The sequence below is a fragment of the Caldimonas taiwanensis NBRC 104434 genome, assembly GCF_001592165.1.
Taxonomy (GTDB): Bacteria; Pseudomonadota; Gammaproteobacteria; order Burkholderiales; family Burkholderiaceae_C; genus Caldimonas; species Caldimonas manganoxidans.
This window is the reverse complement of the sequence record NZ_BCWK01000014.1, coordinates 1-26,514: the sequence shown is the minus strand read 5'-3', so window position 1 is coordinate 26,514 and position 26,514 is coordinate 1. Positions and strand designations below refer to the sequence as shown.

The 26,514-nt window shown below is 67.2% G+C and carries 22 protein-coding genes; 15 read left to right on the top strand and 7 right to left on the bottom strand.

Features of this window, described 5'->3' with window-relative positions; genetic code table 11:
* Positions 1 to 23 precede the first annotated feature (23 nt).
* Together CTA01S_RS12040 and CTA01S_RS12035 are read left to right on the top strand one after the other, a co-directional pair.
* Positions 24 to 647 (top strand): MlaC/ttg2D family ABC transporter substrate-binding protein, encoded by a 624-nt coding sequence (locus CTA01S_RS12040; protein ID WP_019560690.1) that lies wholly within the window; start codon positions 24 to 26, stop codon positions 645 to 647.
* Positions 648 to 657: 10 nt separating this feature from the next.
* A complete protein-coding gene (locus CTA01S_RS12035) occupies positions 658 to 957 on the top strand; it encodes an STAS domain-containing protein (RefSeq protein ID WP_062195870.1) in 300 nt (99 codons plus the stop codon).
* On the opposite strand, the gene CTA01S_RS12030 is transcribed toward CTA01S_RS12035, so the two are convergent.
* Positions 939 to 1,793 carry a MurR/RpiR family transcriptional regulator gene (locus CTA01S_RS12030; RefSeq protein ID WP_019560692.1) on the bottom strand — a complete coding sequence of 285 codons (855 nt, stop codon included), beginning with the start codon at positions 1,791 to 1,793 and terminating at the stop codon, positions 939 to 941. The genes CTA01S_RS12035 and CTA01S_RS12030 overlap by 19 nt on opposite strands.
* 36 nt (positions 1,794 to 1,829) lie before the next feature.
* A complete protein-coding gene (gene zwf, locus CTA01S_RS12025) occupies positions 1,830 to 3,275 on the bottom strand; it encodes a glucose-6-phosphate dehydrogenase (protein WP_019560693.1) in 1,446 nt (481 codons plus the stop codon).
* Between the two features lie 257 nt (positions 3,276 to 3,532).
* Between zwf and tal the strand changes: the two genes are divergently transcribed.
* Both tal and pgi read left to right on the top strand, forming a co-directional pair.
* Positions 3,533 to 4,486: a transaldolase gene (gene tal / locus CTA01S_RS12020; RefSeq protein ID WP_062195867.1), complete on the top strand. Its 954-nt coding sequence runs from the start codon at positions 3,533 to 3,535 to the stop codon at positions 4,484 to 4,486.
* On the top strand, positions 4,483 to 6,072 hold the full coding sequence (gene pgi, locus CTA01S_RS12015) for a glucose-6-phosphate isomerase (protein WP_062195865.1): 1,590 nt from the start codon (positions 4,483 to 4,485) through the stop codon (positions 6,070 to 6,072). The genes tal and pgi overlap by 4 nt, the downstream gene beginning before the upstream one ends.
* Before the next feature lie 18 nt (positions 6,073 to 6,090).
* Here the strand turns inward: pgi and CTA01S_RS12010 are convergent, their stop codons facing one another.
* Complete coding sequence (locus CTA01S_RS12010) at positions 6,091 to 7,182, bottom strand: M14 family metallopeptidase (protein ID WP_062195862.1); 1,092 nt, start codon at positions 7,180 to 7,182, stop codon at positions 6,091 to 6,093.
* Positions 7,183 to 7,194: 12 nt separating this feature from the next.
* Positions 7,195 to 8,388, bottom strand: coding sequence for a M20 aminoacylase family protein (locus tag CTA01S_RS12005; protein WP_062195860.1), 1,194 nt, complete (start codon positions 8,386 to 8,388; stop codon positions 7,195 to 7,197).
* A 96-nt stretch (positions 8,389 to 8,484) separates the two neighbouring features.
* Here CTA01S_RS12005 and CTA01S_RS12000 point away from each other — a divergent pair, with 96 nt between their 5' ends.
* From CTA01S_RS12000 to CTA01S_RS11990, 3 genes are read left to right on the top strand one after another with little or no spacing between them, the layout of a single operon-like run.
* Entirely contained in the window at positions 8,485 to 10,548 is a 2,064-nt protein-coding gene (locus CTA01S_RS12000; RefSeq protein WP_062195857.1) for a molybdopterin-containing oxidoreductase family protein, read from the top strand.
* A gap of 17 nt (positions 10,549 to 10,565) precedes the next feature.
* Positions 10,566 to 11,666, top strand: coding sequence for an aminopeptidase (locus CTA01S_RS11995; protein ID WP_062195930.1), 1,101 nt, complete (start codon positions 10,566 to 10,568; stop codon positions 11,664 to 11,666).
* A complete protein-coding gene (locus CTA01S_RS11990) occupies positions 11,663 to 12,028 on the top strand; it encodes a polyhydroxyalkanoic acid system family protein (RefSeq protein ID WP_019560700.1) in 366 nt (121 codons plus the stop codon). Before CTA01S_RS11995 ends, CTA01S_RS11990 begins: the two co-directional genes overlap by 4 nt.
* Positions 12,029 to 12,076: 48 nt before the next feature.
* Here the strand turns inward: CTA01S_RS11990 and CTA01S_RS11985 are convergent, their stop codons facing one another.
* Both CTA01S_RS11985 and CTA01S_RS11980 read right to left on the bottom strand, forming a co-directional pair.
* On the bottom strand, positions 12,077 to 12,340 hold the full coding sequence (locus CTA01S_RS11985; RefSeq protein ID WP_019560701.1) for an acyl-CoA-binding protein: 264 nt from the start codon (positions 12,338 to 12,340) through the stop codon (positions 12,077 to 12,079).
* A 381-nt stretch (positions 12,341 to 12,721) separates the two neighbouring features.
* Entirely contained in the window at positions 12,722 to 14,446 is a 1,725-nt protein-coding gene (locus CTA01S_RS11980; RefSeq protein ID WP_062195855.1) for a tannase/feruloyl esterase family alpha/beta hydrolase, read from the bottom strand.
* 193 nt (positions 14,447 to 14,639) lie between these two features.
* Between CTA01S_RS11980 and CTA01S_RS11975 the strand changes: the two genes are divergently transcribed.
* Positions 14,640 to 15,197 (top strand): MarR family winged helix-turn-helix transcriptional regulator, encoded by a 558-nt coding sequence (locus tag CTA01S_RS11975; protein WP_062195853.1) that lies wholly within the window; start codon positions 14,640 to 14,642, stop codon positions 15,195 to 15,197.
* Here the strand turns inward: CTA01S_RS11975 and CTA01S_RS11970 are convergent.
* A complete protein-coding gene (locus tag CTA01S_RS11970) occupies positions 15,180 to 16,043 on the bottom strand; it encodes a 4-hydroxyphenyl-beta-ketoacyl-CoA hydrolase (RefSeq protein WP_019560704.1) in 864 nt (287 codons plus the stop codon). The two genes, CTA01S_RS11975 and CTA01S_RS11970, sit on opposite strands and share 18 nt — an antisense overlap.
* A gap of 224 nt (positions 16,044 to 16,267) precedes the next feature.
* Here CTA01S_RS11970 and CTA01S_RS11965 point away from each other — a divergent pair, with 224 nt between their 5' ends.
* From CTA01S_RS11965 to CTA01S_RS11935, 7 genes are all read left to right on the top strand, one after another.
* Positions 16,268 to 17,080, top strand: coding sequence for a crotonase/enoyl-CoA hydratase family protein (locus CTA01S_RS11965; RefSeq protein WP_019560705.1), 813 nt, complete (start codon positions 16,268 to 16,270; stop codon positions 17,078 to 17,080).
* Positions 17,077 to 18,969 carry a feruloyl-CoA synthase gene (locus tag CTA01S_RS11960; protein ID WP_062195851.1) on the top strand — a complete coding sequence of 631 codons (1,893 nt, stop codon included), beginning with the start codon at positions 17,077 to 17,079 and terminating at the stop codon, positions 18,967 to 18,969. The genes CTA01S_RS11965 and CTA01S_RS11960 overlap by 4 nt, the downstream gene beginning before the upstream one ends.
* Positions 18,966 to 19,730, top strand: a complete 765-nt coding sequence (locus CTA01S_RS11955; protein ID WP_062195848.1) for an SDR family NAD(P)-dependent oxidoreductase — start codon at positions 18,966 to 18,968, stop codon at positions 19,728 to 19,730. Before CTA01S_RS11960 ends, CTA01S_RS11955 begins: the two co-directional genes overlap by 4 nt.
* A 51-nt stretch (positions 19,731 to 19,781) precedes the next feature.
* Positions 19,782 to 20,768, top strand: coding sequence for a Bug family tripartite tricarboxylate transporter substrate binding protein (locus tag CTA01S_RS11950; RefSeq protein ID WP_019560708.1), 987 nt, complete (start codon positions 19,782 to 19,784; stop codon positions 20,766 to 20,768).
* 6 nt (positions 20,769 to 20,774) lie between these two features.
* On the top strand, positions 20,775 to 22,568 hold the full coding sequence (locus tag CTA01S_RS11945) for an acyl-CoA dehydrogenase (RefSeq protein ID WP_062195845.1): 1,794 nt from the start codon (positions 20,775 to 20,777) through the stop codon (positions 22,566 to 22,568).
* Between the two features lie 288 nt (positions 22,569 to 22,856).
* On the top strand, positions 22,857 to 25,625 hold the full coding sequence (locus CTA01S_RS11940) for a type VI secretion system Vgr family protein (protein WP_062195843.1): 2,769 nt from the start codon (positions 22,857 to 22,859) through the stop codon (positions 25,623 to 25,625).
* The gene (locus CTA01S_RS11935; protein ID WP_062195840.1) at positions 25,622 to 26,512 is read left to right on the top strand and encodes a DUF4123 domain-containing protein; all 891 of its coding nucleotides are present in this window, start codon (positions 25,622 to 25,624) and stop codon (positions 26,510 to 26,512) included. Before CTA01S_RS11940 ends, CTA01S_RS11935 begins: the two co-directional genes overlap by 4 nt.
* Positions 26,513 to 26,514 lie beyond the last annotated feature (2 nt).

Sequence of the window (26,514 nt, the reverse complement as noted above, 5' to 3'; positions counted from 1 at the left end):
CCATTCAAAAGGGAATTCACCGCATGAAACGACGCCATTTTGCCGCCTTGGGCTTGGTTTTGGCCGCTGTGGTGGCCGCACCGATCGCCCAGGCCGCCCCCCAGGCTCCCGATGAGTTCATTCGCGAGCTGTCCAATGACATCCTCGAGACGGCCCAAAAAGACGCTTCCTTGCAGAACGGGGATCTCGGCAAGGTCATGGCCTTGGTGGACAGCAAGATCCTGCCGCACACGAATTTCCGTCGCATGACGGCTTCGGCCGTGGGCCGTTATTGGCGGCAGGCCACCCCGCAGCAACAGCAACGCCTGCAAGACGAATTCAAGCTCTTGCTGGTGCGTACCTATGCCGGCGCCCTCAGCCAGGTCAAGGGCTTGTCGGTGCACCTGCTGCCGCTGCGTGCCAAGCCCGAAGACACCGAGGTCATCGTGCGCACGCAGGTGCGCGGCGCGGGCGAACCGATCCAGATGGACTATCGCCTCGAAAAGGTCGGTGACGGCTGGAAGATCTATGACGTCAATGTGCTGGGTATTTGGTTGGTGGAGAACTACCGCTCCACCTTTGCCCAGGAGATCAGCAAAGGTGGCATCGACGGCCTGATCAACAGCCTGGCCGAGCGCAACAAAGTGGCGGCTTCCGCTCGCAGCTGAGGTCGGCACGATGCTGCTGTTGCCGGCCACCTTGACCGTCGCCGAGGCCAGCGACACCCTGCGCATGCTGCAACAGGGGCTGCGGGATCAGCAGGGCGAGACCCTGGTGGTCGATGCGGGGGCGCTCAAGCGCTTCGATTCCTCGGCCCTGGCGGTGCTGGTCGAATGCCATCGTCTGGCCCGCGCCTGGGGCAAGCGTTTCGAGGTGCGCCACCTGCCGCCCAAGCTGCGCGATCTGGCGGGTCTGTATGGGGTGGCAGCTTTGTTGCCCGATGGGCGCTCGCCGGCGAGTCAGTCCGGGGTGGCGTAGCGCTTGGCGCGCAGATTGCGTTTGATCTCCTGCAGCATCGGGCGCAGTTGCTCGCCCAGGCGCAGCGCCACGCCGGTGGTGAGAATGTCGATGACGGTGAGGTGCAGCAGCCGCGACACCATGGGGCTGTAGCGGTCGTAGTCCTCGGGGTGATCCACGGCCAGCAGGATCTGGGCGTACTGCGTCAGCGGCGAGCCGCTGGCGGTGATGACGATGGTGGTGGCCCCTTTCTTGCGCGCGATCTCCGCCGCATCGAGCAGGTCGCGGCTGCGGCCGGAATTGGAGATGATCACCGCACAGTCGCCCGGCTGCAGCATCGTGGCGCTCATCACCTGCACATGGCCGTCGCTGTAGGCCACGGCGTTGACGCCCAGGCGGAAGAACTTGTGCTGCGCGTCCTGGGCCACGATGCCCGAGTTGCCCACGCCGTAGAACTCGATGCGCCGGCCGCCCTTGCCGGCGGCCGTCAGGGCTTCGATGGCGCGCTCGAAGGCATGGCTGGCGGCATCGTTGCGGTATTTCAGCAGCGCCGACACCGCATTGTCGATCACCTTGACGATGAGGTCCGCGGGCTTGTCGTCCTCGTCCACGGCGCGGTGCACGAAGGGCACGCCCTCGTTGACGGTGCCGGCCAGCTTGAGTTTGAAGTCGGCCAGGCCGTCATAGCCCACGCTGCGGCAGAAGCGCACCACGGTGGGTTTGCTGACATGGGCGCGCTCGGCCAGTTCGGCCACCGGCAGGCTGGCGAAGCTGCGCGGGTCGGCCAGCACCAACTTGGCCACGCGCTGCTCGGCCGGGGGCAGGGCGGGGATCGAAGCCTTGATGCGATCGAGCATGAGGTGGGTTCCTGCTGAGGGCGTGGCCTTGCAAGCTCAGGCCTCTTCGGGCCAGGTGAAATTGTCGCGCGCGACCAAGGCGCTGGCTGCCGCCGGGCCCCAGCTGCCGGCCGCGTAGGGGCGCGGCCCGGTGCTGTCGCGGGCCCAAGCCTCCAGAATGGGTTCGACCCAGCGCCAGGCTTGTTCCTGCTCGTCGCTGCGCACGAAGAGATTGAGCCGTCCGGCGATCGCATCCAGCAGCAGGCGTTCGTAGGCGCCCACGCGGTCGGTGGGGAAGGCTTTGTCGAAATCCAGGTCCAGGAACACCGGGGCCAAGGCCTCTTGTTGGCCGGTGCCCTTGGCCGCCAGCAGGTGCAGCTCCAGTCCGTCTTCGGGCTGCAGCTTGATCACCAGCTTGTTGGGCTGGTTGACGCCGGGAAAGATCGGGTGCGGCACCGGACGGAAGTTGACCACGATCTGCGCATCGCGCGCGGGCAGGCGCTTGCCGGTGCGCAAATAGAACGGCACACCGGCCCAGCGCCAGTTCTGCACCTCGGTGCGCAGGGCCACGAAGGTCTCGCAGCGGCTGTCGGCTGGCACCTTGGCCTCTTCGAGGTAGCCCGGCACGGGCTGGCCACCCACGCTGCCGGCGCGGTACTGGCCGCGCACCACGTCGCGGGCCACCGATTCCGGCGTGAAGGGCTTGAGCGAGCGCAGCACTTTGAGCTTCTCGTCGCGGATCGCATCGGCGTCATGGGTGGCCGGCGGCTCCATGGCGATCATCGTGAGCAGTTGCAGCGCGTGGTTTTGGATCATGTCGCGCAGCGCCCCGGTGCGGTCGTAGAAGTCGCCCCGCGTGCCCACGCCGATGCTTTCGGCCAATGTGATCTGGATGTTGGCGATGCTCTCACGCCGCCACAAGGGTTCGAACAGCGCGTTGCCGAAGCGCAAGGCCATCAGGTTTTGCACCGAGGGCTTGCCCAAGTAGTGGTCGATGCGGAAGGCTTGGTTTTCCTTGAACACCGAGCGCACGACGCGGTTGATCTCCTGCGCGCTCTTCAAGTCGTGGCCGAGCGGCTTTTCCAGCACCACGCGGATGTGCGGCCCATTCAGGCCGACGGCTCCCAGCTGCTCGCAAATCACTGGAAACAAGTGCGGGCTGGTGGCCAGGTACAGCACCACGGTGTCGGCTGCACGCTGGTCCAACCAGGCCTTCAGGTGCGCATAGTGCTGCGGCTGAGACAGGTCCATGCGACGGTAGAAGATGAGCTCGGCAAAACGCGCGAACTCCTCGTCGCTGGGGCGCTTGGAGCTTTCGACCTCCTCGAAATGGGCCTTCAGCCAGGCGCGGTAGTCCTCGTCACTGCGCTCGTCGCGGGCCACCGCGAGAATGCGCCCGCCCGACGGCAGCTTGCCGTGGCGAAAGGCCTGGAACAGGGCCGGCATGAGCTTGCGCCAGGTCAGGTCGCCGGTGCCGCCGAAAAAGACGAGATCGAAGGACATGATGGAACGGACTGTGTAAGCGGGTGTGGCCGACGCCCGGGGCTGCACGGCGCGTCGATGTAATTCAATTACATCCGCATCATGCGACGAAGTGTCGCATTCGTCAATCGGAAATCGCGTGATCCGCCTGTGGCGCGGGGCGGGTTTTGGGAGTTACCAGCGAATTACGGGGTAACCTTGTTACTCCCGCCCGTTGAAGCGCTGTGCGGGCCGCACGGCGACAATGTGCATTGCTGCAGGCCTATCCTCCTCTCCCCATGAACGCACTCGACGCACTCAAGCAATACACCACCGTGGTGGCCGACACCGGCAATTTCAAACAGCTGGCCCAGTTTGCCCCGCGCGATGCGACCACGAACCCTTCGTTGATCCTCAAAGCGGTGCAGCAGCCCGAATATCGGCCGCTGTTGGAGGCCACGGTGCGCGCTCATCCCGGGCGTGCGCTGGACGAGCTGGTGGACCGGGTGCTGGTGGCCTTCGGGGTGGAAATCCTGAAGGTGGTGCCAGGGCGTGTGTCCACGGAGGTGGATGCGCGGCTGAGCTTTGATACGGCAGCGACGATGGCGCGTGCGCAGCGTCTCATCCAGATGTACGAGGCGGCTGGCGTTCCCCGCGAGCGGGTGCTGATCAAGATCGCCGCCACCTGGGAAGGCATCCAAGCGGCCCGCGCCCTGGAGCACGAGGGCATCCATTGCAACCTGACGTTGCTGTTCGCCTTCTGTCAGGCCGTGGCTTGTGCCGAAGCCGGCGTGCGGCTGATTTCGCCGTTCGTGGGCCGCATCTACGATTGGTACAAGAAGGCCGCAGGTGCCCAGTGGGACGAGGCGGCCCATGCCGGGGTGAACGACCCGGGCGTGAAATCGGTGACGCAGATCTATACCTACTACAAGCACTTTGGCATTCCCACCGAGGTGATGGGTGCGAGCTTTCGCAACGTGGGGCAGATCCTGGCGCTGGCCGGCTGCGATTTGTTAACCATCAGCCCAGAGCTGCTGGCGCAATTGCAAGCCAGCAACGCGCCCGTGACACGCCACCTCGACCCGCAGGCCGCGCAGCGAGCCACGGTCAAAGCCGTGAGCTACAACGAAGCCAGTTTCCGCTATGCGCTCAACGAAGACGCCATGGCCACCGAGAAATTGGCCGAGGGCATCCGGGCGTTTGCAGCCGATGCGGCCAAGTTGGACGCTTTGATCCGGGAGCAGATGGCATGACCCGCTGCGATCGCACGACGGCTTGGGCGGCCCTGCGGGGACACTTCGAGGCCCATGGCCGTGACCTGGACTTGCGCGAGGCCTTTGCGCGCGATCCGGCGCGCTTCGAGCGCTTCAGTCTGGAGGCGCCGGAGGTCTTTGCCGACCTGTCGAAGAACCTGTGGGACGAGGCCACGCATCGTCTGCTGAGCGAGTTGGCCCGAGAGTGCGGACTGGAGGCGCGACGCGACGCGATGCTGGCCGGCGAGCCGATCAATGTGACCGAAGGCCGCGCGGTGTTGCACACGGCGCTGCGGGCGCCGCGAGGCCAGGGCCCTTACAGCGAGGAGGTCCACGGGGTGCTCGACCGCCTGCTGGCCTATGCCGAGGGCGTGCGTGACACCGCGGCCAGCGGCATCACCGATGTGGTGAACATCGGCATCGGCGGCTCCGACCTGGGGCCGCAGATGGTGGTGGGCGCGCTGGACGCTTTCGTGCACCAGGGCCTGCGCTTGCATTTCGTCTCGAACGTGGACGGGCACGACATCGCGCCGGTGCTGCGCCGGCTGCAGCCGCAGTCCACGCTGTTCATCATCGCCTCCAAGACCTTCACCACGCAGGAGACCATGGCCAACGCGCGGGTGGCGCGCGAGTGGTTCATCCAGCAAGGCGGCAGCGACATCGCCAAGCATTTCGTGGCCACCACCACGAACATCGAGGCGGCAGCCGCGTTTGGCATCACCACCACCTTCGGCTTTTGGGACTGGGTGGGCGGGCGCTATTCGCTGTGGTCGGCCATCGGGCTGCCCATTGCGATCGCGCTGGGTCAGGAGCACTTCCGTGCCCTGCTCGACGGCGCGCATGCGATGGACCGGCATTTCGCCACCGCGCCGCTGGAGCAGAACCTGCCGGTGCAACTGGGCCTGCTCGATGTGTGGTACCGCAATTTCCACGGCTTTGCCAGCCGCAGCGTGGCACCCTATCACCAGGGCCTCAAACGATTGCCGGCCTATCTGCAGCAGCTGGAGATGGAGTCCAACGGCAAGCGGGTGGACCTGGACGGACACGCGCTGCCCTATGGCACCTCGCCGGTGGTCTGGGGGGAGCCGGGCACCAACGGCCAGCATGCCTACTTCCAGATGCTGCACCAGGGCACCGACGTGATCCCGGTGGAGTTCATCCTGGTGAAGACGCCCACGCATGGCCATGCCGATCTGCATGCCAAGCTGCTGGCCAACGGCCTGGCGCAGGCGCAGGCGCTGATGCGGGGCAAGACCACCGAGGAGGCGCTGGGCGAGCAGGCCCCCACGGCCAGCCGGACCTTGGAGGCCACGACGATCGCGCGCCACCGCACGTTCCCGGGCAACCGTCCCAGCACCATGCTGCTGCTGGAGCGGCTCACGCCCCGTGCCCTGGGCGCGCTGATCGCGTTGTACGAGCACCGCGTCTTCACCAGCGGTGCGCTGTGGGGCATCAACAGCTTCGACCAATGGGGCGTGGAGCTGGGCAAGGCCTTGTGCAACGACCTGCTGCCGCGTCTGGCCTCCGGAGAGACCACGGGGCTGGATGCCTCCACGGCCGGTTTGATCCGACGGTTGCGAGGCTGAGGCCGGATCGGTGGCTTCTCAGTCGCGGCTGCACAGGCCGCGCAGGGCCTGCAGGCCCGCCTGGAGGGCCTGTTCGACGAGCCGCTGCTTCCAGTCGTCAGTGTCGACGTAAAACGCATCGCGCAGCCGTTGCTTGAGGGCCTTGCGCAGCGTCTCGTCGGCCTCGGGATGGTTCTCGACCCAGTGCTCGCCCCGCAGGGCGTGGAGCACCTCCAGCACCGGCACGGTGCCGTATTCCAGCGCGATGCCGGTGTAGCGGGCTTGTGGGCATTCGTCGAAGATGGCCAGCCACATCATGCCGGTGAGCTCGGCCGAACTGGACGAGCCGTCATAGATGGAGGTGACCTGCGGGCCCCACCAGCGTCTTGCGCGGGCCAATTCGACCGGGTCGTTGCGTGAGGCGAAGATGCGCTCGCCGTGGCCGCAGGGCCCCAAGCCCGTGTGCAGGTCGATCCAGGCGATGTCGGTGGCCTGCCGTCCCTGTTCTCGCAGCACGTGGCGCAGTGTCACGTGGCTCCAGGTGGGATGACGTCCGCCATAGTAGAGGCCGTCTGCGTGCGTGTACTGGCCCTGCGAGACCGCGGCCTGGAAGGCCATGGGCCCATGGCGCTCGATGTAGGCCTGGATCGCCGCTTCCACGTCGGGCGGCGGCGGCCACTGTGGCGGCAGCAGCCAGCCATGGATCTCGTCGTAGGCGTCGTTGCGCGGCAGGGGGCGGGAGAAATCGTGGAAATTGCGGTTGAGGTCCACATTCTCGTGCGTCACGCGCCGCCACCATGAGAACCCATAGGGATTGAGCGCGTGGATGTAGAGCACGGCCACCCCCGAGGCCTGCACGGCCTCGCGCCAGCGCGGATCGCCAAGCAAGGCGATCTGGATGCCCGAGCCGGCAAAGCCTTCCACGCCATGGCAGGCGCTGGACAGGATGAGCAGGCGCTTGGCGTCACGGGGTCCGTGGCGCACCACGTCCATCGCGAGCGACTCGCCATCCCGACCGAGCATCGGGTGGATGTGCGACTCCACGTCCAGCCCCAAGGTCTCGCAGGTGGCGAGGAACTTGCGACGGGCCTCGGCGTAGCTTTGCGAGAAGGCGCTGGGGATGTCGCTCATGGGGGGCGCTCCTCAGGCCGTGGGCCGCAGCCAGGCCTCGGCCAGGCGCACCCACAGCGTGGCCCCCAGCGGGATCAGCTCGTCGTTGAAATCGTAGGTGGGGTTGTGCAGCACGCAAGGCCCCAGGCCATGGCCGCTTTCGCGGTGGGTGCCGTCGCCGTTGCCGATCAGGAAGTAGGCCCCAGGCTTGTGCTGCAGGAAGTAGCTGAAATCTTCGGCGCCCATCGTCGGCTCGAACTCCAGCACATTTTCGGGGCCCACGACGTCGGCCATCACGCGCCGCACGAAGGCGGTTTCATCCGGGTGGTTGATGGTGGGCGGGTAGTTGCGGTGGAAGCTGAAGTCGACCTCGCAGCCATAGGCTGCTGCGGTGTGGCGGGCGATGTCGCCCATGCGTTGCTCGATCAGGTCGAGCACCTCCAGCGTGAACGTGCGCACCGTGCCTTGGATCTCGCAGGCATCGGGCACGACGTTGGTGGCCTCACCGGCGTGGATCATCGTCACCGAGATCACGCCGGCATCGATGGGCCGCTTGTTGCGCGTGAGGATGGTTTGGAAGCCTTGCACCATCTGGCAGGCCACGGGCACCGGATCCACGGTGTTGTGCGGCAGCGCCGCATGCCCGCCCTTGCCGCGGATGAGGATGCGAAACTCGTTGCTCGAGGCAAAAATCGGGCCGGTCTTGATCGCGAACTGGCCCACGGCCATGCCGGGCCAGTTGTGCATGCCGAAGATGGCCTCCATCGGGAAGCGTTCGAACAGACCGTCCTTGATCATTTCGCGCGCGCCGCCGCCGCCTTCCTCGGCCGGCTGGAAGATCAGGTAGACCGTGCCGTCGAAGTTGCGGTGCGTCGAGAAATGCTTGGCCGCCGCCAGCAGCATGGCGGTGTGGCCATCATGGCCGCAGGCGTGCATCTTGCCGGGATGCCGGCTGGCATGTGCGAACTGGTTTTTCTCGGTGATCGGCAGCGCATCGATGTCGGCGCGCAAGCCAATGGCGCGCGAGCTGCTGCCGTTTTTGACGATGCCCACCACGCCGGTGGTGCCCAGGCCGCGGTGGATGGGGATGCCCCAGTCGGTGAGGGCTTGGGCAATCACGTCGGCGGTGCGCACCTCTTCGAAGCACAGTTCGGGATGGGCATGGATGTCGCGCCGAATGGCGGTGACGGCTGCGGCGTCGGCCAGGATGGAGTCGATCAACTTCATGGAAAACCACGCAGGGCGAACCCGAGGGCGATGATTCAGTGTAGCCTTGTCGGCTCAGTTCGTGTTTGCAAGACCCTGTCCGTTCTGGAGCCCTGGATGTCCTCCTCGCTTGCTGCTGCCGAAAGTGCGCGCATCGTGCGCGCGGCCTGCCCGCACGATTGTCCAGACACTTGTGCGATGCAAGTGGTGGTCGAAGGCGGCCGTGCGCTGCGTGTGCAGGGTAACCCGGACCACCCTTCCACGCACGGGGCGCTGTGCCGCAAGGTCTCGCGCTATGTGGAGCGCACTTACCATCCGCAGCGCGTGCTGCACCCACTCAAGCGCGTGGGGCCCAAGGGGGCCGGGCGGTTCGAGCCGGTGAGCTGGGACGAAGCCCTGGAGGCGATCGCACGGCGCTTGTCGAGCATTGCCTCGCGCGATGCGCAGGCCATCTTGCCCTACAGCTATGCCGGCACCATGGGCCTGGTGCAAGGCGAGAGCATGTCGGCGCGCTTCTTCCACCGTTTGGGGGCGTCGCTGCTGGACCGCACCATTTGTGCCAGCGCCGGGGCCGAGGCGCTCACGGCCACCTATGGCGCCAAGGTGGGCATGCATGTCGAGCATTTCGCCGAGAGCCGCTTGATCCTGATCTGGGGCAGCAATTCCATTGCCTCCAATCTGCACTTCTGGAGCGTGGCCCAAGAGGCCAAACGGCGCGGCGCCAAGCTGGTGTGCATCGACCCGCGTCGCACCGAGACGGCCGACAAGTGCCACGAGCACCTGGCCTTGCGTCCTGGCACCGACGGCGCGCTGGCGCTGGGGCTGATGCACGAGCTGATCGTCCACGGCTGGCTCGACGACGACTACATCGAGCGCTACACGCTGGGGTGGCCGGCGTTGCGCGAGCGCGCCTTGCAGTGGCCGCCGCAGCGCGTGGCTGCCGAATGCGGCCTATCGGCCGAAGCCGTGCGCAGCCTGGCGCGCGACTACGCCACCCTCAGCCCGGCGGCCATTCGCCTGAACTATGGCATGCAGCGCGTGCGCGGCGGTGGCAATGCGGTGCGGCTGATCGCCATCTTGCCGTGTCTGATCGGCGCTTGGCGCCACCGCGCCGGTGGGCTGTTGCTGTCGAGCTCGGGCTGGTTCCCGGTGGACCGCACCGCCTTGCAGCGCCCGGATCTGCTGGCCGGGCGCCGCCCGCGCACGATCAACATGAGCACCATCGGCGACGATTTGCTGCGCGAGTCCTCGCCCGATTTCGGCCCGAAGATCGAGGCGCTGGTGGTCTACAACAGCAATCCCGTCGCGGTGGCGCCGCAGTCGCCTCGGGTGGTGCGTGGCTTTGCGCGGGAGGATCTCTTCACCGTGGTGCTGGAGCATTTCCTCACCGACACGGCCGATTTCGCCGACTATGTGCTGCCGGCGACGACCCAGCTGGAACACCTGGATGTGCATATCAGCTATGGTCACACCGATGTGCTGCTCAATGAGCCGGCCATTGCGCCCTTGGGCGAGAGTCGGCCCAACACACAGATCTTTCGCGACCTGGCCGCGCGCATGGGGTTCGATGAGCCGTGTTTTGCCCAGACCGATGAGCAGATCGCCGAACAAGCGTTCGGCGGACGCATCACGCTGGCGCAATTGCGCCAGCGAGGCTGGGTCAAGCTGCCGCTGCCTGCAGCGCCTTTTGCCGAAGGAGGCTTTCCCACCGCCAGCGGGCGCTGCGAGATCGATTCCCCCCGTCATGGCCTGCCGGACTATGTGCCCAATCACGAGTCGCCCACGTCCACGCCGGCTTTGGCGGCACGCTATCCGCTGGCCATGATCTCGCCGCCGGCGCGCAACTTCCTCAATTCCAGCTTCGTGAATGTGCAGAGCCTGCGCGACATCGAGGGCGAGCCACTGCTGGAAATTCACCCGCAGGATGCGGCGGCCCGGGGCATCGTCGATGGGCAGGTGGTGCGCGTGTTCAACGACCGTGGGGAGTACTGGTGCACCGCCCGTGTGAGTGACCGCGCCCGCCCCGGCGTCGTCAATGGCCTGGGCATCTGGTGGCGCAAACTGGGGCTGCGCGGCAGCAATGTGAACGAACTCACCCATCAACGGCTGACCGACCTGGGCCGCGCGCCGTGCTTTTATGACGTGCTGGTCGAGGTCGAAGCGGCTTCGGCCGCGGGCTGAGGCGCGTGCAGCAGGCCATGGGCAAACCGGGGCTGTGGGCGGCAATCGGTGCGGGCGCGCTGGCAGTGCTTGGCGCCTTGCTCTTGGCCGGTTGCGGCACCGTGGGCTATCTGGCCCAGTCCGTGCATGGTCACCTGAGCCTGGTGCAGCAGGCCCGGCCGGTCGAGCAATGGTTGGCCGATGCGAACACGCCGCAGCATTTGCGTGAGCGCCTGGCGCTCAGCCAGCGGATCCGGCGCTTTGCGGTGGACGAGCTGGCCTTGCCCGACACCCGCAGTTATCGCAGCTATGCCGATCTGGGCCGGCCGGCGGCGGTATGGAACGTGGCGGCGGTGCCTGAGCTGAGCCTGACGCTGCAGACCTGGTGCTTCCCCGTGGTGGGCTGCGTGGGCTACCGTGGCTACTATGACCGCAAGGAGGCCGAGGCCTTCGCGCAGACGCTGCGGGCGCAGGGCATGGATGTGCGTGTCTACGGTGTGCCGGCTTATTCGACCCTGGGCCGGTTGGAATGGCTGGGGGGCGACCCGCTGCTCAACACCTTCATCGGCTACCCGGAGGGCGAGCTGGCGCGCCTGATCTTCCATGAGCTGGCCCACCATGTGGTTTATGTGCGGGACGATACGTCCTTCAACGAGTCTTTCGCCACGGCGGTCGAACGCCTGGGGGTGCAGCGGTGGTTGCAGCACCATGCCAGCGCCGCGGCGAAAGAGGAATACGAGCGCTTCGATGCGCGGCGCCGGGACTTCATGGCCTTGACGCTGCGTTACCGTGAGCGCCTGGCCGCGGTCTATGCCGGCCCCGGCCGCGAGGAGGACAAGCGCCGCGGCAAGGCCGAGGTGCTGGCCGCCATGCGTGCCGAACATGCGCAGCTCAAGGCCGGGCCCTGGGAGGGCTTTGCGGGATACGATCGTTGGTTCGAAGAAGCCAATGGTGCGTCGTTGGCCGTGCTGGCGGCCTACACCGAGTGGGTGCCCGGGTTCGAGCGCTTGTTCGAGGCCCAAGGCCGCAGCTTTGCGCGGTTTTATGAGGCGGTGCGCGAACTGGCTCAGCAGCCGCGTGACGAACGCCGCCGGGTGCTCATGTCGTCCATGATCTCCGACCAGGAGCCTGCGCGATGAGCGACATCGTCATCCACCGTGAACATCGGCTCGGCCTGGCCCGGGCCCGTGAGATCGCCAGGCAATGGGCCGCGCAGGCCGAGGAGAAGTTCGGCCTGGACTGCAGGGTGGAGGAGGGCCAGGACGGCGACATCATGCGCTTGCGTCGCGCCGGGGTGGACGCAACGCTGACCGTGGCGGCCGATCATTTCGCGCTACAGGCCAAACTCGGTTTTTTGCTGGGCGCCTTTGCCAAGACCATCGAGGCCGAGATCCAGAAGAACCTGGACCAGCTGCTGGCGCCCCAGGCGCGCAAGCAGCCGGCGGCCCGCAAGACTGCGGCGGCCTCCACGAAGCAGGCCGCGGCCCGCCGAAAGAGGTGAGGGGCTTGGGGGGCAGGAGCGCGGCCTGGTCGGCCGCGCCGGCTCACTTCAGGCGTTCGACTTCAGGCTTTCGATCAAGTCGATGTAGGCTTGCTTGGCCTCGTCGGCGCTTTGCCCCTTGAGGGCATTCCAAGCGTCCCACTTGGCGCGGCCGACCATGTCGGTGAATCCAGGACGCGAGCCTTGGACGTCACCGACGGTGGCTTGCTTGTACAGCGCGTAAATTCTCAGCAGGGTCATGTTGTCCGGCCTCTGCGGCAACTGTTTGGATTCGGCAACGGCCTTCTCGAAGGCGGCTTGCAGATCAGACATGAAAGGCTCCTCAAGAGTCAATGAATGAGTGGGTGAAAACTGCGCTGCGGATGCTAGTGTGCTTTGCGCCGCACGCATAGATGTCAGGCCCTGCGGATGGGGACCGAGAGGCTGCCGTGGGGCGATGAAGGCTCGGTGGCTGCCACAAAAAAAGTCGGCCCCCTGACGGGGGCCGACTGGCATTGGCGGGCAAGACCGACTGCTGGCGTCATGGCCCGTGCAACCGGATGAGCGGGCGGCTGGGGCCGCCGGCCTTCCACACTCAGGTGGACTTGCCCGATCCAAGTATCGGGCTTGCCGTGCCGAACTGGAGCCCCGAAGTGTGGGGGTAGGCGGCAAGAATTCACGCCATCGGCCCCCTTGTTCATGGGGCGGGTGGGCTCACTGGCAGACGAAGCTGTCGGCACGGTCCAGGTCGCCAGAGCCTCGATAGCGCGCGACCTGCGGGTAGGGGCAAAGGGGCCGGGTGCGATCGGCAGCCCAGTCGCTGGGCAGTTCGTTGTTGACGCCGCCAGGGTTGCCGGCGCCGCGAGCACTGGCCACGATGCGCTCGGGAACCGTGCCTTGTTCCACCCATTGCACCAGCGGCGTGAGCAGGTCGAACTGGTCGGTGGCCGGGCCACCGGAGCAATGACCCATGCCAGGCACTGGGAAGACCCGCGCAAACCGTGTGGCCTGGCCACCGTGGTTGGCGTTCAGTGCGTCATACCACCGCAGTGTGTCGTGCAACGAGAAGATGTGGTCGGACACCCCATGGTAGACGAGCACCTTGGCACCGCGGTTGCGCAGGGTGGACCAATCGCTCGGACGAGGGGGCGTCATGAAGCTCATCGCCGATTCGGTGTAGCTCAGCGAGGTGCTGTGGATGTACTCATACAGTGTGTCCACCGGGGTATTCAAAGAGAAAGACGCCCCGTTGAAGCCTGCGAGATTTTCTGGGGGCGCCTTGAAGACGATGCCCACGGCACCGGAGTCCAGCGCCAGCGGCGCAGTGAACTCCCAGAAGGCCACGCCAGCGCCGCGCAGGCCGGGGTCGTATGGAAAGCTGGCATAAAAGCGGGTGCCGGCGCTGGTGGTGGCTCCTGCAAAGATGGAGGCGATCACGGATTTTTGATCGGCGCTCAGGCAGCTGCCGTCGCGCGCACCGGCGCAAGTGGGCACGTCGCGCATCAGGTCGAAAGTGGCTTGGCAGGCCGCGGTGTCTTGCACGAGCCCGTCGGTGGCCCCGTCCAAGGCGTCGCAGCGATCGAGGATGGCCTGCGAGACGAGCTGACGTTCTTGCGCCGTGAAGGCCGTGCTCAAGTCGCTGGCGTCGGTGGCCACCGTGGCATAACGCTGCGCGCCCCAGATGTTGGCCACTGCCGCCAGGGGCAAGTTGAACCCCGGGGCGCCGATCAGATAGCCATCGTACTCGGTGGCGTAGCGGGAGGCCGCCACCATCGCATGCCGCCCGCCGTTGGAGCAGCCGCCGATGTAGGAGCGGTCCGGACCCTTGCCATAGACACGGCGGATGATCTCCTTGGCCACGGGCGTGAGCTTGCCCACGGCTTGATAACCGTAGTCCAGACGGGCCTGAGGGTCGCGCCCGAAGCTCGGGTTTTGGGCCGCACTGTGCCCGGCATCGGAGCTGAGCACGGCAAAGCCTTGATGCAAGGCATGGGTGCGTGGGCCGCCACCGTGGCTGCCGGTGGCCGTCACGACATTGCCGTCCAGTCCGCCGTTGGCCTGGTAGTAAAAGCGGCCATTCCAGTCCTTGGGCAAGCGCATCTCGAAGCCGATGGCATAAGAGGCGCCGTCGATCGGGCTCGTGCGCTCGAACATCCGGCCGCGCACGAGGCAGTGTTCGGCCACCGGTGCGCCGCCCACACTGAGCGTGCCAGCACTCACGGTGGACGTTTCGGTGAGGGTGGTGTTCGGCAGGCCGGCCAAGGCGCTGCTCAGTGCCGCGCAATCGCCGCTGAAGCGGGCCGGGGTGGCTGGGGGTAGTTGCGGAATGTCGGTGGTCGACGGATCGCTGCCGCCGCCACAAGCGGTCTGCGCGATGGCGGTCAACACGAGGGCGCCGGTCAGCGCCGAAACTGAAGCTGCACGGGAACGAGGACGCATGGGTGGGTCTCCTGCCGAGGGTGGGAGCGATCGCCGCGTGGCGTCGCACGATGCCGCAAGGCATCTGATCGTTAGTTAAGTTAATTAATTTCAAAGCGCCTGGTGATCGTGGAAACCCTTAAGGGCTTGGCAGGACATTGGTTCATGATCTTTATCACTGGGCCGGGGTTGCGGCGCAGGCACAATCCAGGGCATGAGCACCAGGCGATCCTCCCGCAGCGACACCACGCCAGCCGGCCGTCTCGACGAGGCCCGTTTGCACGACGTGCTGGGTTATCAACTGGCCCAGGCCGGCATCGTCACCGATGCCGTGTTCAAGTCTCAGGTCGGGCAGCCCTTCGGCTTGCGCCCGGTGGAGTACACGGTGCTGACGTTGATCGTCGAGAACCCCGGCGGCTCGCTGGTGCGTTTGGCGCGGGCGTTGGCGGTGACGGCGCCCAACATCACGATGTGGATCGATCGTTTGGAGTCGCGCGGCTTGGTGCGGCGCGAGCAAAGCGCGCGCGACCGGCGCTCGCAGTTGCTGCATGCCACGCCGGAAGGGGTGGCGCTGGCACGTGCGGCCACCCAGCGCATCCTCGATGCCGAGCGCCAGGCGCTGGCCAACCATTTGTCGCCCGGGGAGCGGGCGATCTTGCTGGAGTTGCTGCACAAGGTGGCCTGCGCCCGATCCGAGGTGGCTGCAGCGCGCGCGCAGCCGACCGTCGCCTCAGTGCCAAGCCGCCGAGGCAAATCAGTTCAGGCCCAGTAGCCGCTGCGCATTGGCTTTGAGGATGAGGGGCTTGACGTCCTCGCGGAAGCCGGCCTCCTCGAAGTCTTTCATCCAGCGGTCTGGCGTGATCAGCGGGTAGTCGCTGCCGAAGAGCACGCGGTCTTTCAGCAGGGTGTTGGCGTATTGCACGAGCTGGGGCGGAAAGTACTTGGGGCTCCAGCCCGACAGATCGATCCACACGTTGGGCTTGTGCATCGCCACGCTGAGGGCTTCATCCTGCCAGGGCCAGGACGGATGGGCGATGACGATTTGCATGTCCGGAAAACTGATCGCCACATCATCTAAGTGCATGGGGTTGGAGTACTCCAGCCGCAGCCCACCGCCGCAGCGCATGCCCGAGCCGATGCCGGAATGCCCGCTGTGAAAGATTGCGGGCATTTTGTGCTCGGCGATCACCTCGTACAGCGGCCAGGCCATGCGGTCATAGGGGTGAAAGCCCTGCACGGTCGGGTGGAACTTGAAGCCCTTGACCCCGTGCTCCTCGATCAAGCGGCGCGCTTCGCGGGCGCCCATCTTGCCTTTGTGCGGATCGATGGAGGCGAAGGCGATCATGATGTCGCTGTTGTTGCGCGCGGCTTCGGCGATCTCTTCGTTGGGAATGCGGCGGCGGCCGATTTGGGCTTCGGCGTCGACCATGAACATCACCAGCCCGATGCGGCGCTCGCGGTAGTAAGCGATGCTTTCGGCGATCGTGGGGCGCCGGTTCGAGCGGAAGTACTTGTCGGCGGCTCGGTCGTACTCCTCGCCATAGCTGTCGTAGGGGTTCCAGCAAGACACCTCGGCATGGGTGTGCACATCGATGGCGATGAGGTCGTCGGTCTTCACGGCGGGCTCCAGTGCAGTCGAATCATTATAGAAATGAATTACTTTGCAGTCGGTCGCGCCACGGCGTCGCCCTGCAGGACCGGGGGCATGAATCGCGGTGTCATCCAAGTTTTCGTTGGATGGATGGCCATCATGCCAGCGGGTGGGTGGTCTGGATTCGCGGGTAAACCCTGGGGGGCGAAGGCTGCGAAAATCGTTATTCTTGTTAACCAATTGAGTTCACCATGCCCATGCCTTCCGAAGTGTCTTCCAACGCCGTGCTGGCCGCTCTCGACTTGCTGAAGATCGAGCACGACGCCGCGGTGACCCATGTGCGCCTGAATCGTCCGGCCAAGCGCAATGCGATCAACGATGCGCTGGTGGCGCAACTGCACACATGCTTCCTCCATCTGCCCGACAGCACGCGCGCCGTGGTGCTCAGCGGCGAGGGTGAGCACTTTTGCGCCGGGCTGGACTTGTCCGAGCTGGCCGAGCGCAGCGTTGCCGAGGGCATTGCGCATTCGCGCAGCTGGCACGCGGCCTTCGAGCAGATCCAGTTCGGCCGGGTGCCGGTGGTGGCGGTGCTGCATGGTGCGGTCGTCGGCGGGGGGCTGGAATTGGCGGCCTCTGCCCACATTCGCGTGGCCGAAGACTCCACCTTTTACGGGCTGCCCGAGGGGCAGCGCGGCCTGTTCGTGGGCGGCGGGGGCTCGGCGCGTGTGCCGCGGTTGATCGGGGTGGCTCGCATGACCGACATGATGCTCACCGGCCGCGTGCTCGATGCCGACGAAGGGCAGGCCGCCGGCCTGTCGCAGTACCGTGTGGCCCAGGGTCAAGGCTTGGCCAAGGCGATGGAGCTGGCGCGCAAGATCGCCAGCAATGCGCCGCTGTCGAATTTTGCGGTGATGCAGGCCTTGCCGCGCATTGCCGAGCTGTCGCAGCCGCAGGGGTTGTTCGTCGAGTCGCTCATGGCGGCCATTGCCCAGGGGGATGCGGCGGCCAAAGAGCGGATGCGCGCCTTCCTGGAAGGCCGGGCGGGCAAGGTGAGCAAATCATGACGCGCTACCGTGCCACGCCGGTTGGGGGCTGCTTGTCTGCGACGGTGGAATACCGTGCCGACGGCAGCGTCGTGCTGCGCTCCACCGAAGCCTTGCAGCCGTATCCGGCACGCCTGACCGACCGGTTGGAACATTGGGCCGAGGTGGCCCCCGATCGCTGTTTGGTGGCGCAGCGCGAGCACCGGCCCGATGGCAGCTTGGGCGACTGGCGGCGCATCTCATACCGGGACATGCTCGCGCGCGCCCAGGCCGTGGGGCAGGCGTTGGTGCAGCGTGGGCTGTCGCCCGAGCGGCCGCTGGCCATTTTGTCGGGCAATGATCTGGAGCATCTGACCTTGGCGCTGGGGGCGATGTGGGCGGGCATCCCGTACACGCCGGTGTCGCCAGCCTACTCGCTGGTGTCGCAAGACTTCGGCAAGTTGCGCCACATTCTGAACATCGTCACGCCGGGCTTGGTGTTTGCGGCCGATGCGCGCTATGGCCGCGCGATCGAAGCGGTGGTGGACCCGGAGGTGGAAGTCGTGCTGAGTTCGGGCGAGCTGCCGGGCCGGCGCGTCACTCCTTTTGCCGAGCTGCTGGCAACGACCCCCGGTGCCGCGGTGGAGGCGGCCCATGCGCAAGTGGGGCCGGACACCATCGTCAAGTTCTTGTTCACCTCCGGATCGACCAAGGCCCCCAAGGGGGTGATCAACACCCAGCGCATGTTGTGCGCCAATCAGCAGATGAAGCGGCAGGCCTTTGCCTTCTTGGCCGAAGAGCCGCCCGTGCTGGTGGACTGGCTGCCGTGGAATCACACCTTTGGTGGCAACCACAACACGGGGCTCACGATCTACAACGGCGGTACGCTGTACATCGACGAGGGCAAACCCACCGCTGAAGGCATTGGCGAGACGCTGCGCAACCTGCGTGAGATCTCTCCGACGATGTATTTCAACGTGCCCAAGGGCTTCGAGGCCATTGCCGCTGCGATGGAGCACGACGCGGTGCTGCGCGAGTCGCTGTTTCGCCGGCTGCGGGCCTTCATGTATGCCGGTGCCGGACTCAGCCAGGCCGTGTGGGATCAGCTCGACCGGCTGGCCGAGCGCACCGTGGGCGAGCGCATCCCGATGTTCACCGGCCTGGGCATGACCGAGACGGCGCCATCGTGCACGTTCGCGCTCAAAGCGGGCGAAGTCCGCTCCGGCCACATTGGCCTGCCCTGCCCGGGGGTGGAGGTCAAGCTCGTGCCCGACGGCGATGCGCGCTATGGCAAGACAGAGATCCGCTTCCGCGGGCCCAACGTGATGCCGGGCTACTGGCGCCAGCCGGCGCTCAGCGCCGAAGCCTTCGACGAAGAGGGCTACTACCGCACCGGCGATGCGGTCAAATGGGTGGACCCGGCCGACCCGCAAAAAGGCTTGCTTTTCGATGGCCGCATTGCCGAAGACTTCAAGCTTGCCACGGGCACGTTCGTCAGCGTGGGGCCGCTGCGCGCGAAGATCATCGCCCTGGGCGCGCCTTGCGTGCAGGATGCGGTGATCACCGGCCTGAACCGCGACGAAGTGGGCATGCTGGTGTTCCCGCGGGTGGACGAATGCGGCAAGTTGGCCGGGCTCGGGCCGCAGGCCGATGCGGCCGAGGTGTTGCGGCATCCGGCGGTGCGTGCGTTTTTCCAAGCCTTGCTCGATCGCCTTTGGCGCGACGGCACCGGCAGCGCCAATCGCGTGGCGCGCGCACTGGTGTTGGTGGATCCGCCGTCGATCGACCAGGGCGAGATCACCGACAAAGGCTCCATCAATCAGCGTGCGGTGCTGCAGTGCCGACAGGCTCTGGTCGAAGCGCTGTACCGCGCTGACGGCCACGACCCCGATGTGCTGCTGGCCCGCCAAGACACCCAGGACGCAAGATGAAGATCGAAGGACAAGCAGCGCTCGTGACTGGCGGCGCCTCGGGCTTGGGGGCCGAAACTGCGCGTGAACTGGCCCGTCGCGGTGCCCGAGTGGCCGTGCTCGATGTGAACGAGGCGGCTGCGCAAGCCGTGGCCGCCGAAATCGGCGGGCTGGCGCTGCGCTGCGACATTACCGACAGCGGCAGCGTCGAGGCGGCGTTGGATGCGGCCGACCGGGCCCACGGACCGGCCCGCCTGTTGATGAACGTGGCCGGCATCGGCGGTGCGCGCCGACTGGTGGGGCGTGATGGCATGCCGATGCCGCTGGAGGACTTTCAGCGCATCGTCCATGTCAACCTGGTCGGCACGTTCAACATGATCCGTCTGGCCGCAGCGCGCATGGTGCGCTTGGATCCGCTGGACGATGGCGAGCGCGGGGTGATCGTCAACACCGCGTCGGTGGCCGCCTTCGATGGCCAGGTCGGACAGGAAGCTTACGCAGCTTCCAAAGGCGGCATCGTGTCGTTGACATTGCCGCTGGCGCGCGATTTGGCGCAGTTCGGCGTGCGCGTGTGCACGATCGCACCGGGGCTGTTTCTCACACCACTGCTGCATCAACTGCCTCAGGAGGTGCAGCAGTCGCTGGCGCAGGCCATTCCCTTCCCGAAGCGCTTGGGCAAGCCCGAAGAGTTTGCCCAGCTGGCCGCGCACATCGTCACCAACGCCTCGCTCAATGGCGAGGTCATCCGCCTGGACGGCGCGTTGAGACTGCCGCCGCGCTGAAAGAGCCGTCCGTCCCATCCTTCGAGTGAACCACCGACAGAGGAGACAGCCATGATCGATCGCAGACAATTTCTGGCCTATGGGGGCGCCGCCGTGGCCACCGGCCTCGGGCTGGCCCCCGGGGCGAGTCGGGCGCAGCCCATCGACACCGTGCGGGTGCTGTGCGGCTTTCCGGCGGGCGGCACCACCGATGCGGTGTCGCGTCGGGTGGCCGACAAGCTGCGTGGCAGCTATGCCCGGGTGGCGCTGGTGGAGAACAAGCCGGGCGCGGGTGGGCGCTTGGCGGTCGAAGAGCTCAAGCGCAGCCCCAATGATGGCGCTCATCTGCTGCTCACCCCCGCGGCGATGATCACGCTGTATCCGCACATTTACCGCTCGCTCAGCTACACGCCCGAGGACGTGACCCCGGTGTGCACGGCCGGCACCATCGTCTTCGGCTTCGGCGTGGGGCCGGCCGTGCCGGAGTCGGTGAAGGACCTCAAAGGCTTCCTCGAATGGGCCAAAGCCAATCCCGGCGGCGCGAACTATGGCTCGCCGGGGGCCGGATCACCGCCGCATTTCATCGGGGCCTTGCTGTCCAAGGAAAGCGGGGTGCCGCTCAACCATGTGCCCTATCGCGGCTCGGCCCCTGGCATCCAGGACCTGCTGGGCGGCCAGGTGGCCGCGTTCTCCTCGCCTGTGGGGGACTACCTGCCCCATTTGGCCAGTGGTCGCCTGCGCTTGCTGGCCACCTCGGGGGCCACGCGCTCGCGCTTTGCGCCCAACGTGCCGACCTACACCGAGCAGGGCTTCAAGGCGTTGGAGATGAACGAGTGGTATGGCTTCTTCCTCCCGGGCAAAGCCTCGCCCGAGGTGACCCAGCGTGCGGCCCAGGCGATCAAGGCGGCCGTGAGCTCCCCGGACGTGATCGAGGCCTTTGCCCAGCTGGGCGTGGAGGCGGGTGCCAACACACCAGCCGAGCTGGCCGCCGCGGTCAAGCGCGAGAACGCGGCCTGGGGCCCGATCGTGGCCCGCGTGGGCTTCAAGCCGGAGGCTTGAGCGCCGATGTGGTCCTATGACCCGCCGCTGCGAGCGCTGCGCTTCGTCCTCGAGGATCTGCTGCAGGCTCCCACGCGGTGGGCCCATTTGCCGCCCTATGCCGAAGTCGATGCCGCCACCGCATCGCAGGTCTTGCAGCAGGCCGGCCGCTTTGCGTCCGAGGTGTTGGCGCCCCTGAACGCCGTGGGCGACCGCGAAGGCTGCGTGTGGGAGGCAGGGGCCGTGCGCACCCCGCGAGGCTTTCGGCAGGCCTACCAAGCCTATGTGCAGGCTGGCTGGCCGGCGCTGGCGTGCTCTCCCGCGTGGGGCGGCCAAGGCCTGCCCATGGCGCTGCATGTGGCGCTCCACGAAATGCTGCACGGCGCCAACCACGCCTGGGCCATGTATCCCGGCCTGGCGCACGGTGCTTACGCATGCTTGCTCGCGCATGGCACGCCCGAGCTGCAACAGCGTTACCTGCCGCACATCGTCAGCGGCCAGTGGCTGGCCACCATGTGCCTGACCGAAGCCCAGGCCGGCTCCGACTTGGGGTTGGTGCGCACCCGGGCCGAGCCGGTGGACGTGCAGGCCGGCGCGATCGACGCCGGGGGCGAGCTGAGGGTGTCTGGCAGCAAGATCTTCATCTCCGGCGGCGAGCATGACCTGACGGACAACATCGTGCACCTGGTGCTGGTGCGGCTGCCCGATGCGCCCGCGGGCAGCCGAGGGCTGTCCTTGGCGCTGGTGCCCAAGATCCTGCCCGACGGACGACGCAATGCGGTGCATTGCGACGGCCTCGAACACAAGATGGGCCTGCACGGCAGCGCCACTTGCGTGCTGCGCTTCGACGCGGCCACCGGCTGGCTGGTCGGCGAACCCCATCGCGGGCTGGCCGCGATGTTCGTGATGATGAACGCAGCCCGCCTGCTCGTGGGCGTGCAGGGGCTTGGGCATCTCGAAGCGGCGCGGCAAAACGCCTGGCGCTATGCGCATGAGCGGCACCAATCGCGCGCACCGGGCAGCCGCAGCGCCGCGCCCAGTGCCATCGTCGAACATCCTGCAGTGCGGCGCATGTTGTGGCGGCTGGAGGCGCTGACCCAAGGCCAGCGGGTGCTGGCCCTGGCCATGGCCTTGTGGCTGGACGAGGCCGAGCACCACCCCGAGCCGGCCCTGCGCGGCCGGGCTCGGCGGCTGGTGGAGCTGCTCACGCCCGTGGTCAAAGCCTTCTTCACCGAGACGGCCCACCATGCCGTGGACATGGCCTTGCAGGTCTGGGGCGGCTACGGCTACCTGCGCGACCATGGCATCGAGCAGGCCGTGCGCGACAGCCGCATCACCATGATTTACGAAGGCAGCAACGAGATCCAGGCGATCGATCTGCTGCAACGCAAACTGTTCGAGGATGGCTGCCATCGCTTTGCCGAGGCCATGGGCGTGATCGATCGCGAACTGCACCTTGCGCACGCTGCGGCCGCCGAGCTGGACGACGGCGCCGCGTTGCGACCCTTGGCGCAGGCCGTGCAACGTCAGGTGGACGCCTTGCGCGAGGCCACGGCCCGCCTTTACATCGCTCGCCGCGACGACCCCAGCTGGGCCTATCGCGTGGCCGACGACTACCTGCAGGCCTTGGGCTGGGTGTGGATGGGGTGGGCCTGGTTGCGCACCGCACGCTGTGCTGCGCAGCGCCGTGCCGAGCGCTGGTGCGCCACCCAGCTCGACGCCGCGCGCTATGGCCTGGAGTGGTTGCTGCCCGAGGCGGGTTGGCGTCTGCAGCACGTGGGGCGGCGCCGCGCCGTGTTGCCGGCCTGGCCGCCCGAGTGAAGCCTCACGCCGGGGCCGTCTCCGGCGCTGCACACCCCCCCAACGCCATCCGCCTCGGCCTCAAGGCCGGCGGCCTGCGCCCGCTCTGGGCCGCTGGCCGAGCGCGTCTGGACTCCACCCCTCGGCGGCCAACGGCGCCGCGACGCCTGTTTGCAACCAAACCCTGCAGATGTAAACGCTGGTAATTCCACCGGGTTGGGGATACCGAAGGGAGGGGTCGAGGGCTCATACTTCGCGGCCACACGGGCAAGGACCCGCAAGAGACCCCCTTCAGGGAGGAGGCGCGAGATGACGGACTTATCCGACCTGGGCCAACTCGTGCGTGCGGCGCGGGCTGGCTATGAGCAACACGAACGGCTGCTGCGGCTGCACACGCCGCTGGGCCCGCAGGTGTTGCTGGCCGAGCAAGCCACCATCACCGAAAGCCTTGGCCCCAGCCCAGGCTGCGTGGGCTTTCGCATCGAGATGACGGCCCTGTGCGTCAGTGCGCATCTGGATCTGGACGAACTCATTGGCCAGCCGGCCCGGTTGGAGTTGCTGACGGCCCGCAGCGAAAGCCCGCTGCGGCCATGGCACGGACACATCACGCAGGCCAGCCTGCTCGAAGCCGATGGGGGGTTTGCCCGCTATGGGCTGACCCTCGAGCCATGGCTGAGCCTGCTGGCGCACCGCGTGGACAGCCGCTGCTTCCAAGGCTTGAGCGTACAAGGCATCGTCGATCGGGTGCTGAGCCACTACCAAGGCCAAGGCCGGCTGGTGCCGGCGTGGCGCTGGGAGCTGGCCGATGCGCAGGCCTATGCCGAGCGCTCCTTGTGCATCCAGTACCAAGAAAGCGACCTGGACTTCGTGTCGCGGCTGCTGCGCGAAGAAGGCCTGTTTTGGTGGTTCGAGCACCACGCGGGCGACGACCCTGAGCTGGGCAGCCACACCCTGGTCATTGCCGACCACAACGGCGCGCTGCCGGCGGTGCAACCCCAGCACATCCGCTACACCCAGACCCTGGCCAGCAAGAGCGAAGACGGGCTGCACGCCTGGGCGCCGATGCGACGCAGCCACACCGCCCAAGTCGGTCTGGCCAGCTGGGACTACCGCAGCGTCGATTGGCGCCCGGTACACGCCCAAGCCGATGATGCCTGCGCCAGCGCCGGCACGGGTTGGTTGGACGTGCCTGGCGTCTACGCGTACGAAGACCGTGCCCAAGGCCAGCGCCTGGCGCAGCGCTGGCTGGAGGCCCTGAGCGCCCGGGCGCATCGCGTGCACGGACGCAGCCGCGCGCGCCAGCTGCACGCCGCAGGGCACTTCATCCTGCAGGGCCACCCGGTCTGCGCGGCCGAGCCCTACGCCGTGCTGCGCGTGGTGCACCGCGTGCGCAACAACCTGGCCTGGGCGGCGCCGACGGGGCCCGAGGCGGCCGAAGCCGCGCCGATCTACGACAACGAATTCCAAGCGCTGCCGCTGAGCCAGCCCGTGCGCGCGGCCGTGCTCGACGACATCGAAGGCAGCGTGCTGCTGCAGCCACGCCCGACGGTGCACGGCAGCCAGACCGCGCTGGTGGTCGGCCCTGCCGGTGCGGCCGTGCACACCGACCGCGACCACCGCATCAAGATCCAGTTCCACTGGCAGCGCGGCAGCTGCGCCAGTCACCGGCTGCCCAGCGACGACGGCAGCGACGATGCGCCGGCCAACGACGCCAGCGGCACCTGGGTGCGCGTGGCCGAGAGCTGGGCGGGCAACGACTGGGGCACGAACTTCATCCCTCGAGTGGGCCAGGAAGTGGTGGTGCAATTTCTCGATGGCGACATCGACCGCCCGGTGGTGGTGGGCGCCGTCTACAACGGCCGCGGCCGCACGGATGCCGCCGGCAACGACGTCAGCCGCGGCGCCAGCAGCGCCACGGGCAACGCGCCGGCATGGTTTCCTGGCAGCCGCAGCGAGACCGACGCCGCCTCGCAGCAGCCGCTGCAAGGCCACCAGCATGCGGCGGTGCTGTCGGGCTACAAAAGCCAAGAGCTCTCCCACAGCCAAGACGGCAGCGGCGGCTACAACCAACTCGTCTTCGACGACAGCGCCGGCCAAGGCCGCCTGGAGCTCAGCAGCACCCAGGCGCACAGCCAACTGCAACTGGGCCATCTGCTGCACCAAAGCGACAACCGGCGGCTGCACCCCCGGGGCTATGGGGCCGAGCTGCGCACCCAGGCCTGGGGCGCCGTGCGCGCCGGCAGCGGCCTGCTGCTGAGCGCCTACGCCCAAAGCGGCGGCTCCACCCAAGCCGGCTCGCAACTCCAAGCCCAGCAGGCCCTGACCCAACTCGGCCAAGGCTTGCAACGCCAGCAGGCCCTGGCGCACAGCGCACGCCAGGCCCAGGCGCACACCGCCGCGCAGCCGCAGCCATCGCAGCTGATCAACCACCAAGCCTGGCAGGCCGCGCTGCAAGAGCTGCAAGCCCACACCACCCATGGCCCCAGTGCCGCGCACATCGGTGGCGGCCAAGGCACGGTGCCGGCGTGGTCGCGCCCGCACCTGCTGGCATGCGCGCCGGCGGGGCTGGTGTTCACCACGCCGGCGCACCATCTGGTGGCCTGCGGCCGCAGCCTCAGCCTCAGCGCGGGGCAAGACCTCACGCAAACCGCCTGGGGCCAGGTCCAAGTCCGAGCCGCACAAGGCATCGTGGGCTACACGGTGGGGCGCGTCCAAGACGACAAGCAGCTCCAAGGCATCGCGCTGCATGCGGCCAGCGGGCCGGTGCAGGTGCGCGCAGCCAGCCACAGCGCACAGCTGGCCGCGCGCGGTCGTGTCGACGTGTGCAGCACCCAAGCGCACCTGCGGCTGCAAGCGCCCAAACAAATCCTGCTGGTGGGCGCAGGCTCGGCCCTCAAGCTCGAAGGCCCCAACATCACCCTCACCACGCCTGGGCCGGCGCAATTCCGCGCCACGCTGCGCAGCCTCCAAGGCCCCGCCAGCGCCAGCGCCACCCTGGACTTGCCCAAGGTGGGGACTTTGGCGCCCTGCCCCAGCCGAGTTCGAGAGGTCGCCGCGCAAGGAGGAAGCGCACTGTGAGTGCTTCGGTGCTCCCTGTGGCCGACGGCTTCGACCCACGAACCTTTGCACGAGAGGTGGCCACCGCGCGCGCTGTCGAGCTGCGACAGCGCATGCGAGACTGCCATGCGGGGGTGTTCGTGCTGATCGACCCCGTGCTGGGCGATCCCGTGTCGCGTGATCCGCTGCCTGAGGGCCTGAGCCCCAACGAGCTCAACGACCTGCGCAGCCAACTTTGGGGGCGCAGCACCCACGGGCTCGAACTGCCGCAGGGTGTGGCGCTGGAGACCAGGCTTGGGCCCTATCTGATCGAGCTCGACGGCCCGAATGATCCCTGGCTGGAGGTCACCGTCGGCTGGGCGGTCCAAGAAGCCGTCGCCAGCTGGACCGACACCCGCGGCGCAGGCACACCTCACCGCGTGGCCGGCTGGTTGCAAAGCGCGGCGCACGTTTCGGTGCTGGCCACGATGCTGTCGGCCTGGCTGAAGCTGGACACCGATGCGGCTACGACGGCGCGCTACCTGCGACTGGCCGACCGCCGGGTGTGGGGTTTGGCGGTGCACGTGCTCGGGGCCGAACACATCGCGCAGCGACTCGCCCCCATCCACTGCTGGCACTGGCTGGACCCCCATGCGACCTGGCAACGACTGCAAGCCGCCACCCCAGCGGCGGCGTTGCACGACATCGCCCCCCAGCCGCTGGCACGCTTCAGCCGCAAGCAATGGGCCGTGATGATGCAAGGGCCGGCCATCCACCGGTACCTTGCCGAGGAGCAGGCCCGCCGTGTGAGGAGCGCCAACGCGCCTGGGCTGGTGCCGTCGATGCCGGTGAGCGATGCGTTATGCCAAGCTGCCCTGGCGCACGCCAGTCTCGAGAACAAAACGAATCAGGAAGGACCTTCCCCATGAGC

Excerpts from the sequence above, each read along its gene's own strand:
- CTA01S_RS12040 (WP_019560690.1), top strand. The coding sequence starts at position 24 with ATGAAACGACGCCATTTTGCCGCCTTGGGCTTGGTTTTGGCCGCTGTG.
- CTA01S_RS12035 (WP_062195870.1), top strand. The coding sequence starts at position 658 with ATGCTGCTGTTGCCGGCCACCTTGACCGTCGCCGAGGCCAGCGACACC.
- CTA01S_RS12030 (WP_019560692.1), bottom strand. The coding sequence starts at position 1,793 with ATGCTCGATCGCATCAAGGCTTCGATCCCCGCCCTGCCCCCGGCCGAG.
- zwf (WP_019560693.1), bottom strand. The coding sequence starts at position 3,275 with ATGTCCTTCGATCTCGTCTTTTTCGGCGGCACCGGCGACCTGACCTGG.
- tal (WP_062195867.1), top strand. The coding sequence starts at position 3,533 with ATGAACGCACTCGACGCACTCAAGCAATACACCACCGTGGTGGCCGAC.
- pgi (WP_062195865.1), top strand. The coding sequence starts at position 4,483 with ATGACCCGCTGCGATCGCACGACGGCTTGGGCGGCCCTGCGGGGACAC.
- CTA01S_RS12010 (WP_062195862.1), bottom strand. The coding sequence starts at position 7,182 with ATGAGCGACATCCCCAGCGCCTTCTCGCAAAGCTACGCCGAGGCCCGT.
- CTA01S_RS12005 (WP_062195860.1), bottom strand. The coding sequence starts at position 8,388 with ATGAAGTTGATCGACTCCATCCTGGCCGACGCCGCAGCCGTCACCGCC.
- CTA01S_RS12000 (WP_062195857.1), top strand. The coding sequence starts at position 8,485 with ATGTCCTCCTCGCTTGCTGCTGCCGAAAGTGCGCGCATCGTGCGCGCG.
- CTA01S_RS11995 (WP_062195930.1), top strand. The coding sequence starts at position 10,566 with ATGGGCAAACCGGGGCTGTGGGCGGCAATCGGTGCGGGCGCGCTGGCA.
- CTA01S_RS11990 (WP_019560700.1), top strand. The coding sequence starts at position 11,663 with ATGAGCGACATCGTCATCCACCGTGAACATCGGCTCGGCCTGGCCCGG.
- CTA01S_RS11985 (WP_019560701.1), bottom strand. The coding sequence starts at position 12,340 with ATGTCTGATCTGCAAGCCGCCTTCGAGAAGGCCGTTGCCGAATCCAAA.
- CTA01S_RS11980 (WP_062195855.1), bottom strand. The coding sequence starts at position 14,446 with ATGCGTCCTCGTTCCCGTGCAGCTTCAGTTTCGGCGCTGACCGGCGCC.
- CTA01S_RS11975 (WP_062195853.1), top strand. The coding sequence starts at position 14,640 with ATGAGCACCAGGCGATCCTCCCGCAGCGACACCACGCCAGCCGGCCGT.
- CTA01S_RS11965 (WP_019560705.1), top strand. The coding sequence starts at position 16,268 with ATGCCCATGCCTTCCGAAGTGTCTTCCAACGCCGTGCTGGCCGCTCTC.
- CTA01S_RS11960 (WP_062195851.1), top strand. The coding sequence starts at position 17,077 with ATGACGCGCTACCGTGCCACGCCGGTTGGGGGCTGCTTGTCTGCGACG.
- CTA01S_RS11955 (WP_062195848.1), top strand. The coding sequence starts at position 18,966 with ATGAAGATCGAAGGACAAGCAGCGCTCGTGACTGGCGGCGCCTCGGGC.
- CTA01S_RS11950 (WP_019560708.1), top strand. The coding sequence starts at position 19,782 with ATGATCGATCGCAGACAATTTCTGGCCTATGGGGGCGCCGCCGTGGCC.
- CTA01S_RS11945 (WP_062195845.1), top strand. The coding sequence starts at position 20,775 with ATGTGGTCCTATGACCCGCCGCTGCGAGCGCTGCGCTTCGTCCTCGAG.
- CTA01S_RS11940 (WP_062195843.1), top strand. The coding sequence starts at position 22,857 with ATGACGGACTTATCCGACCTGGGCCAACTCGTGCGTGCGGCGCGGGCT.